The sequence below is a fragment of the Sutterella sp. genome, from assembly GCF_030539355.1.
Classification (GTDB): Bacteria; Pseudomonadota; Gammaproteobacteria; order Burkholderiales; family Burkholderiaceae_F; genus Sutterella.
This window is the reverse complement of the sequence record NZ_JAUNSF010000013.1, coordinates 38021-46956: the sequence shown is the minus strand read 5'-3', so window position 1 is coordinate 46956 and position 8936 is coordinate 38021. Positions and strand designations below refer to the sequence as shown.

Sequence of the window (8936 nt, the reverse complement as noted above, 5' to 3'; positions counted from 1 at the left end):
TCGAGCCCACCTTCAGGACGCTCGCGAACGAGATCCCCCGCATGCCGGTCGACGTCGAGCCGGGGCTGCCCGTCTTCAACGCCGACCTGAAGGGCGCGAAGGGCGAAGAGCAGGAACTGTGGGGAGCCGAGGGCGCGGCGGAGGAGGGTGCCGCGGAGGCGCAGTCTCAGGACGGCGCCCCGCCGAAGCTCCTCAACTAGAGGCGCGCCCGGGAGGGCGGTCTGAGAAATGCAGAGAGGCCGGCCGGAGCGGTCCGGACGGCCTCCATCAGGGAAATCGGTGTTCTGATGATTACCCGAAGATCTTCATCCAGAGCCAGCCGGGGATGCCCCAGATGGCGAGGAAGATGATCGCCATGGCCAGGAGCTGCACGACGTGGCTGCTTGAGATCGAGAGCACGGCCGGACCGACGGAGTCCCAGACCTTGAAGAGAAGCACAAACGAGGCGATCGCCCAGAGGATGGCGAGGACGATGGTGATGAAGGTGAACATTTCGGAGTCTCTCCCGGATATGCGGACGTGCGTTTGAAGGATTCCGTAACCGCTCCGTCAGGCGGGGCGGCGCCGTCTCCATGATGATCATGGTAGCCTCGGGCCATTAAACCGCGCTTAGTGCCCGCGGGGAGGATAATTCATGTCCCCGTACGCACTCCTTCTTCGAAGAGGCTTCCCGTCATGCCGATTTTCGACGTCATTCTTCCGACCGGTTATGTGATTCTCAAGGACCGCGAGACCGGAGCGACGCTCCGCCTCTCGGCCGACGACGGCCCCGTGACGCTCGGCATCGCCGAACTGGCGCTCGGCGGCCACCTCGTGCCCGCCGGCACCTTCGCCGGCAGGTCCGCCGCGGAAAGACCGGAGGTGCCGGCGCTTCCCCCCGAGCACAGGGAGCCCGCTCCCGAACACCGTGAGGCCGACGAGGCGCTCCTGCGCATGCAGGGGCTTCCTCCCGGATTCGGACCCGACGCGGGCGAGCCCTTCCTCTCGCCGGCCGAGGGGGAGGAGCCCGAGGAGGTCGAAGAGAAGCCCGAGGGGCTGCCGCCTCTGAGAACGCTCGAGGCGCCGCTCGAGGCCCTCACCGAGGAGGAGTTTGACCTGAGCCTGCAGGCGACGATCCGCGCGCGTGACGAGACCGAGCGCGAGGTGCGCTACCTCCAGGAGATCGAGGGCGACCCGGATGACATCGCCGAGCTCGAGGCAAGGAAGCTCGCGCTCGACGTGCGCTTCGCCGAGCTCGTCCACCGCTTCGAGGAGTGGAAGCTCCTGCAGCGGCGCCTCGACGAGGACCGCGCGATGACGCCGGCGGAATAAGGTTCCGCTTCATACATAAAAGCCCTTCACCGCGACCGTGCGATGAAGGGCTTTTCAATTCAGAGCTTCTGGATTTGAATCAGCCGATGGCAGTGAGGATCATCATCCAGACCGGGAGGATCGCCGCCGAGAGGAGGGTGGTGGAGGCCACCGCCGTCGTGGCGAACTCCACGTCAGCGTGGTGGTAGCGCGCGAGCACCGCGATCTGCGTGATGCACGGCAGCGCCGCCTGGATCACGTAGACCTTGGCGAAGAGCTCGGGCACCGGGAGCAGCATCGTGATCCCGAGGCAGACGAGGGGCGAGAGGATGAAGCGGCCGAGGAACATCAGCATCACGTCCTTCGTGAAGCGGATGCGGCGGATGCCGATCGTGTGGATCATCAGGCCGATGAAGATGAGGGCGAGCGGCGTCGTGATGCCGCCCATGTACTTCGCCGCGCTCATGATGGGCTGCGGGAGCCTGAGGTTGAGTAGCAGCAGCACGATCGCGAGCAGGAACCCGCAGAGCGGGGGCGAGAAGACGCGCTTCAGGGTCGCGAGCGAGAAGACCTTCGGGGTCTGCTTGTGCTCGACGCGCGCGCCGTCGCGGGCCTCGAGGAAGTTGCCGAGCGTCCAGAAGAAGGTCGTGTTCGCGAAGAAGTAGAGGAGCGTCGGGATCACCGCGTCCTCGCCGAAGAGCGCGATCGAGACCGGGAGCCCGATGAACATGTTGTTCGAGGCGGTGAAGGCCGAGGAGAAGACGCCCGAGTGGGTGTTCTCGATGCGCCCGAGGCGGATCACGAGGCGGGAGAGGAAGAAGACCGTCCAGATCGAGATGAAGGGGATCACCATCGGCCCCGCGAGCGCTATGAGCTGGTCGTGGGTGAGCTTCTCCGAGACGCTCGCGAAGAGGTAGCAGGGGAGCGACAGAAACGTCACGAGGCGCGCGAGCAGCGCCGACGCCGTCTGGTCGTACCAGCCCTTCGTGGCCGTCCAGTAGCCCGCGCCCGCGAGCAGCCCCATGATGATGACGCAGTTGAGAGAATTGAGGAACGCTTCAAGCATGTCGGAAGGGCGTCCTCCGAGCGGACGCCTCTGATGAATGAGCCTCCGGCCGGACCGCGGGAATGTTTTTTATGTTCGGGTGCGCGGCCCCGTGGGAGAGAGAAACGGCGTTCATTTTCGCAAATTTCCGGGCGCCCTGAATGCAATGACCGGCGGCACCCTGAGGTGTCCGCCGGTCATTCAGATGAATGGCTGATTCGTAATCAGGCTTCCTTACCGGTTTCCGCAGGCGTCTCCGCCGGCTTCTCAGCGGTCTTCTCCGGATCCTTCTTCTTGTACTTGTCAAGGTCAACCTGATGACCGTGCTCGAGCTTCAACTTCCGGCCGAGCCAGAAGGAGAGGGCCACGAGCAGAATGCCCGAGATCACGAAGATCGCCGAGAGGCAGAGTCTCGCGTCGCCCATCGCGGTGAAGGGGGCGATGAGGCCCCCGCCCACGAAGGAGATCGAGCCCAGGATCGCCGCGGCGAAGCCCGCGCGGCTGCGGTGGAGGCTGAGCGCGGCGGTCATGGAGGCCGGGAACGTGAGGCCGAGCGAGACGAGCACGATCACGTAGCAGGGCACCACGCACCTGAGCGGGAGGCCGGCGGCGAAGGCGCCGGCGAGGAGCAGGGAGCCGCCGAGCATGCCGAAGGCGCCGATGTTGAGCGCGCGGATCGGGTCGGAGAGGCGTCCGGAGACCGCGGCGCCCACGGTGATCGAGAGCGCCATGCCGCCGAAGGCGATGCCGTAGGCTTCGCTCGAGAGCCCGAAGAAGCCGCGGAAGATGAAGGGGGACGAGGAGATGTGGCCGAAGAGGATCGCCGCGGCGAGGAACTGCTGGATGACGATTGCGATGAAGACGGGGTCGGAGAAGAGGATCCGGCTGCTTTCCTTCAGGGACTCGCGCGGGGCGCGTTTCTCCGCGCCCGTGCGCGGGAGCGTCTCGACGAGCACGAAGACCGTGAGGAGGAGGAGCACCACGCCCGCGCCGAAGAGGAGCCAGAAGATGCCGCGCCAGCCCACGGCCTCCGCGATCAGGGCGCCGAGCATCGGCGCGCAGATCGGGGCGATGCCCTGGATCGAGCCCATGACGCCCATGAAGCTGCCGAGCTCGCGGCCGCTGTAGCGGTCGGCGGCCACGGAGCGCGACATCACGATCGCGCCCGAGGCGCCGAGGCCCTCGAGGAAGCGCATCCCGAGGAAGATCTCGATCGAGGGGGCCGCGGCCGCGCCGAAGGTCGAGAGCGCGAAGAGCAGCAGGCACCAGGCGAGCGGGCGCTTTCTGCCCGTGCGGTCCGAGAGCGGCCCCACGAGGAGCTGGCCCGCGGCGAGGCCCCACATCGTCGTCGAGAGACCGAGCTGCACGAGCGAGGGCGCGGCGTGGAAGTCCTCCGACTGCTCGGGGAGCGTCGGCAGGTAGAAGTCGGTGACGAAGGGGCCGAACGCGGCGAGCGTGGCGAGGAAGAGAAGCAGGAAGAGGCGGCTGTTGGCCTGTGCGGGCATGGCTGTTGGACTGTAAGTGCGGGTTTTGCGATCGAGTGCCGCGATTGTATGGGAATGCCCCCGGCGGCGCGATCGAACGGGTCGATCGTGCAATTTCCGCGGTCGATCGGTCCGGCGATGCCGGGGGAGGGCTCCGTCAATTGCCGCCCTGCCCGTGCGTGCGTTAAAGTTCTCGCCTCAAGAATTACCTTTCAATAGAGATGACGCCCCTCATGACCGAACCCTCCGCCGGAGCCCCGGCCGAAAAGACCCAGACCGCCGCCGAGCCGAAGCGCCCCGTGGTGCGCCTGCCGCGCCCGGGCCGCGCGCACCGCAACCGCCGCGCCGACATTCTGCAGACGCTCGCCGAGCTCCTGCAGGATCCGAACTGCGAGCGCATCACGACGGCGCAGATCGCGAGGAAGGTGAATCTCTCCGAGGGCGCGCTCTACCGCTACTTCCCCTCGAAGGGCGCGATGTTCGACGCCCTGATTGAGTTCATCGAGACGAGTCTTCTCGACCTCTTTGCGCGCATCCGCGAGGACAAGTCGCTCTCCGCGGTCGCCCGCGTGCAGGTGATGATCACCGTGATGCTCGACTTCGCCGACGCGAACCGCGGGCTCGCGCGTGTCATGACCGGACACGCCCTCGTCAAGGAGGATCCGCGTCTCTCCGAGCGCATGAACCACATCATCGACAAGCTCGAGATGGGCCTGAGGCAGGCCTACCGCGAGGCGGTGCTCGCCCGCGAGCTCCCGGCGGACTTCAACGCCGACGGCCGCGCGAGCCTCGCGATGAACTGGGTGCTCGGGCGCCTTCTGCGCTTCGTGGTCACCGACTTCCGCACGCGCCCGAACGGCGTGAGCGCCGTCGCCCTCACTCCCTTCTTCGAATAACCGCCTCGTCCCTCAAGAGGAATCATGCCCTTCTCGATCTGGCTCGCCTTCGCGGGCGCAAGTCTGCTGCTCTCCATCGCCCCCGGTCCCGACAACCTCTTCGTGCTCACGCAGTCCGCCGTCCACGGCGTGCGCGCGGGCGTGATCGTCGTGCTCGGTCTCTGCACGGGGCTGGTGCTGCAGACGATCGCCGCCGCGCTCGGCCTCGCCGCGGTCGTCGCGGCCGCGCCGGCGCTCTTCTGGGCGATCAAGATGGCGGGCGCCGCGTACCTTCTCTGGCTCGCCTGGGGCGCCTGGAGCCACGCGAAGGACGGCGCCGAGGGCCGGGGCGCCGTTTCGCTCTCCGACCTCGCGCTCTGGCGCCGCGGCGTGATCATGAACATCACGAACCCGAAGGTGCTGATCTTCTTCCTCGCCTTCTTCCCGCAGTTCGTCCCCGAGGGTGTCACGGGCACGGCGCTCGTCATTCAGATGGTGATCCAGGGCGTCACCTTCATCGGCGCCACTCTGATCGTCTTCATCGCCATCGCCTGGGGCGCCGGGACGCTCGCCGACCGTCTGCGCAACCCGCGCTTCCAGGAGATCCTCAACCGCGTCTCGGCGGTGATCTTCCTCGGTCTGGCGATCTTCACGCTGATCCCCTGACCGCCCGGCGAGGAGCCCGGCCTGTCAGGGCCGGCTGAAATGAAATCCGGACAAACGAAAGGCGCCGTCCCGCGGGATCGGCGCCTTCTGTGACTTCAGGCTCTGATTTTTCGGTCAGGTCTTGCGCTGGCGGTCGAGGCCGAGGTCGGCCATGATCGTCGCGGAGATTTCCTCGATCGACTTCGTCGTGGAGTTGAGCCAGCGGATGCCCTCGCGCTGCATGAGCTGCTCGGCGTCGTGGATCTCAGAGCGGCAGTTCTCGATGCTCGCGTAGCGGCTGCCCGGGCGGCGCTCGTTGCGGATCTCCGAGAGGCGCTCCGGCGTGATGGAGAGACCGAAGAGCTTGTGACGGATGGGCCTCAGGGCCTCGGGGAGCGTGCCGCGGTCAAAGTCCTCGGGAATGAGCGGGTAGTTGGCGACCTTGATCGCGAATTGCATCGCGAGGAAGAGCGAGGTCGGGGTCTTGCCCGAGCGCGAAACGCCGACGAGGATCACGTCGGCCTCGTCAAGGCCGCGGTTCGTCTGGCCGTCGTCGTGCTGCAGCGTGTAGTCGATCGCGGCGATGCGGCGCTGGTACTTCTCGTCGTCGCGGATGCGGTGGGTCTGGCCGATGCTGTGCGCGCTCTTCTGGCCGAGCTCGGTCTCAAGGGGCCCGACGAACTTGCGGAAGAGGTCGATGATGTGCCCGGAGACGAGCTCGTTGAAGCGGCGCATGATGTCCGGATCGACGAAGGTCGTGAAGATGATCGGGCGGGTGTTGAGCTCCTTCTCGACCGTGTTGATGCGGCGGGCCGTTTCCTCGGCCTTCTCGACATTGTCAACGAACGGAATGCGGGTCTGGTGATAGTGCAGGTCCGGGAACTGCGTCAGGATCGAGTGGGCGAGCGTCTCGGCGGTGATGGCGGTGCCGTCGCTCACGATGAAGACCTGCCGGGGCTTGCCGGCGTTTTCGCTGTCAGTCATTTAAGGGTTTCCCGAAGGTGAAAAAGCGAGGAATCGGGAATTTTAACCCAGTACGGGACCTCTCCATTACGGGAAATCCCTTGTGTTGCCGAGGCGCACTGAGAGCAAACCATAAGTAGTTCCTTCTATGTAGTCGGCCTCGGAGCGGTTAGAATTAGCGCGTTTTCCAATCCGAGCCCGAATCGGAGGGAGTCGTTTTCTCTGACGGGCACAGCAAGAGGTAAAAATGGTCCAGGGTCGCTACGTATTTCCCTTCAGCCAGCTTCGCATGACGGACGTCGACCGAGTCGGCGGCAAGAACGCCTCGCTCGGCGAACTGCTCAGCCAGCTCACGAGCGCCGGCATCCGTGTTCCGGACGGCTTCGCCACCACCGCCGAGGCTTTCCGCCTCTTCCTGAGCGAGGGTGGTCTCGAGGATCGCATCCACCAGCGCCTCCAGACGCTCGACGTCGATGATGTGAAGGCGCTCGCCGCCGCCGGCGCCGAGATCCGCGGCTGGATCGAGGAGGCTCCGTTCCCCGCCGAGCTCGAGAAGGAAATCCGTGAGTTCTATGAGTGGCTGCGTGACGGCCGCGACATCTCGGTCGCCGTCCGCTCGTCGGCCACCGCCGAGGATCTGCCCGACGCGTCCTTCGCCGGCCAGCAGGAGACGGTTCTGAACGTCAACGGCATCGACGCCGTCCTGCACCACATGAAGGAAGTGTTCGCGTCGCTCTACAACGACCGCGCCATCTCCTACCGCGTCCACAAGGGCTTCACCCACGCCGAGGTGGCTCTCTCGGCGGGCGTGCAGCGCATGTGCCGCTCCGACAAGGGCGCCGCCGGCGTCATGTTCACCCTCGACACCGAGTCGGGCTTTGACAAGGTGGTCTTCATCACCGCCTCCTACGGCCTCGGCGAAACCGTCGTCCAGGGCGCGGTCAACCCCGACGAGTTCTACGTCTTCAAGCCCACGCTCGACGAGGGCAAGTTCCCGATCATCCGCAAGACGCTCGGCTCGAAGCTCATCCGCATGGAGTTCGAGACGGACGCCAGCACCGGCCGCACGGTCCGCACGGTCGACGTCGACCCGGAGATGCGCCGCCAGTTCGCCATCACCGATGACGACGTGATCGAGCTCGCCAAGTTCGCCCGCATCATCGAGAAGCACTACGGCCGCCCGATGGACATCGAGTGGGGCAAGGACGGCACCGACGGCAAGATCTACATCCTGCAGGCCCGTCCCGAGACCGTGAAGTCGCAGCAGAAGGGCGTCGACGTCCAGGAGAAGTACTCGCTCGCCTCGAAGGGCCGCCTGCTCGCCCAGGGCCGCGCCATCGGCCAGAAGATCGGCCAGGGCGAAGTCCGCATCGTCGACAGCGCCGCCGAGATGGAGCGCGTCCAGGCCGGTGACGTCCTCGTCACCGACATGACCGACCCCAACTGGGAGCCGGTGATGAAGCGCGCCAGCGCCATCGTCACGAACCGCGGCGGCCGCACCTGCCACGCCGCCATCATCGCGCGCGAGCTCGGCATCCCGGCCGTCGTCGGCTGCGGCGACGCCACCGAGCGTCTGCGCGAGGGCGACAAGGTCACGGTCTCCTGCGCCGAGGGCGACACGGGCAACATCTACGAGGGCCTGCTTGAGATCCGCGTCGAGCAGGTCTCCCGCGGCGCCCTGCCCGAGATCCCCGTCAAGATCATGATGAACGTCGGCAACCCGCAGCTCGCCTTCGACTTCCAGTCGATCCCGAACAAGGGCGTGGGCCTCGCCCGTCTCGAGTTCATCATCAACAACAACATCGGCATCCACCCGAAGGTCATCCTCGAGTACCCGAACGTGGCGGGCGAGCTGCGTGACGCCGTCGAGCGTCTCACGGCCGGCTATCCGTCGCCCAAGGAGTTCTACGAGCGCAAGATCGCCGAGGGTGTCGCCACCATCGCCGCCGCCTTCTATCCGAAGAAGGTCATCGTGCGTCTCTCCGACTTCAAGTCCAATGAGTACCGCAAGCTGATCGGCGGCGCCTACTACGAGCCCGAGGAAGAGAATCCCATGCTCGGCTTCCGCGGCGCCTCGCGCTACATCGCCCACTCGTTCGCCGAGTGCTTCGCGATGGAGTGCCGCGCCATGAAGTTCGTCCGCGATGAGATGGGTCTCACCAACGTCGAGCTGATGATCCCGTTCGTGCGCACCGTTGACGAGGCCCGCCGCGTCAACGAGATCATGGCCGAGTACGGCCTGAAGCGCGGCGTCAACGGCCTGCGCCTCAACATGATGTGCGAGCTCCCGTCGAACGCCGTTCTCGCCGAGCAGTTCCTCGAGTACTTCGACGGCTTCTCGATCGGCTCGAACGACATGACGCAGCTCACGCTCGGTCTCGACCGTGACTCCGGTCTCGTCGCCGCGACCTTCGACGAGCGCAACGACGCCGTCAAGGCCATGCTCAGGATGGCGATTCGTGCCTGCCGCGCCAAGGGCAAGTACGTCGGCATCTGCGGCCAGGGCCCGTCCGACCATCCGGACCTCGCCCAGTGGCTGATGGACGAGCAGATCGAGTCCATGTCGCTCAACCCCGACACGGTCGTCGACACCTGGCGCCGTCTCGCCGCGAACGTGAAGTAATCCTTCGTTCA

At 66.0% G+C, this 8936-nt stretch carries 9 protein-coding genes; 5 read left to right on the top strand and 4 right to left on the bottom strand.

Annotated features, from left to right (window positions below):
- Positions 1 to 200: hypothetical protein (locus tag Q4F91_RS04015; RefSeq protein WP_303334786.1), on the top strand; the 200-nt coding region annotated here is incomplete at its 5' end.
- 91 nt (positions 201 to 291) lie between these two features.
- Here Q4F91_RS04015 and Q4F91_RS04010 read toward each other — a convergent pair.
- Positions 292 to 492 carry a hypothetical protein gene (locus Q4F91_RS04010; RefSeq protein WP_303334784.1) on the bottom strand — a complete coding sequence of 67 codons (201 nt, stop codon included), beginning with the start codon at positions 490 to 492 and terminating at the stop codon, positions 292 to 294.
- A 183-nt stretch (positions 493 to 675) separates the two neighbouring features.
- Here Q4F91_RS04010 and Q4F91_RS04005 point away from each other — a divergent pair, with 183 nt between their 5' ends.
- Complete coding sequence (locus Q4F91_RS04005; RefSeq protein ID WP_303334782.1) at positions 676 to 1311, top strand: hypothetical protein; 636 nt, start codon at positions 676 to 678, stop codon at positions 1309 to 1311.
- 79 nt (positions 1312 to 1390) lie between these two features.
- Here the strand turns inward: Q4F91_RS04005 and Q4F91_RS04000 are convergent, their stop codons facing one another.
- Both Q4F91_RS04000 and Q4F91_RS03995 read right to left on the bottom strand, forming a co-directional pair.
- Positions 1391 to 2356, bottom strand: a complete 966-nt coding sequence (locus Q4F91_RS04000) for an AEC family transporter (protein WP_303334780.1) — start codon at positions 2354 to 2356, stop codon at positions 1391 to 1393.
- A gap of 203 nt (positions 2357 to 2559) precedes the next feature.
- Positions 2560 to 3840: a multidrug effflux MFS transporter gene (locus Q4F91_RS03995; RefSeq protein ID WP_303334778.1), complete on the bottom strand. Its 1281-nt coding sequence runs from the start codon at positions 3838 to 3840 to the stop codon at positions 2560 to 2562.
- A gap of 212 nt (positions 3841 to 4052) precedes the next feature.
- On the opposite strand from Q4F91_RS03995, the gene slmA reads away from it, so the two are divergent.
- On the top strand, positions 4053 to 4715 hold the full coding sequence (gene slmA, locus Q4F91_RS03990; protein WP_303334777.1) for a nucleoid occlusion factor SlmA: 663 nt from the start codon (positions 4053 to 4055) through the stop codon (positions 4713 to 4715).
- Between the two features lie 24 nt (positions 4716 to 4739).
- On the top strand, positions 4740 to 5360 hold the full coding sequence (locus Q4F91_RS03985) for a LysE family translocator (protein WP_303334775.1): 621 nt from the start codon (positions 4740 to 4742) through the stop codon (positions 5358 to 5360).
- A gap of 114 nt (positions 5361 to 5474) precedes the next feature.
- Here Q4F91_RS03985 and Q4F91_RS03980 read toward each other — a convergent pair whose 3' ends face one another.
- Complete coding sequence (locus Q4F91_RS03980; RefSeq protein ID WP_303334773.1) at positions 5475 to 6323, bottom strand: pyruvate, water dikinase regulatory protein; 849 nt, start codon at positions 6321 to 6323, stop codon at positions 5475 to 5477.
- 226 nt (positions 6324 to 6549) lie between these two features.
- Between Q4F91_RS03980 and ppsA the strand changes: the two genes are divergently transcribed.
- Positions 6550 to 8925 (top strand): phosphoenolpyruvate synthase, encoded by a 2376-nt coding sequence (ppsA, locus tag Q4F91_RS03975; protein ID WP_303334771.1) that lies wholly within the window; start codon positions 6550 to 6552, stop codon positions 8923 to 8925.
- Positions 8926 to 8936: the final 11 nt, after the last annotated feature.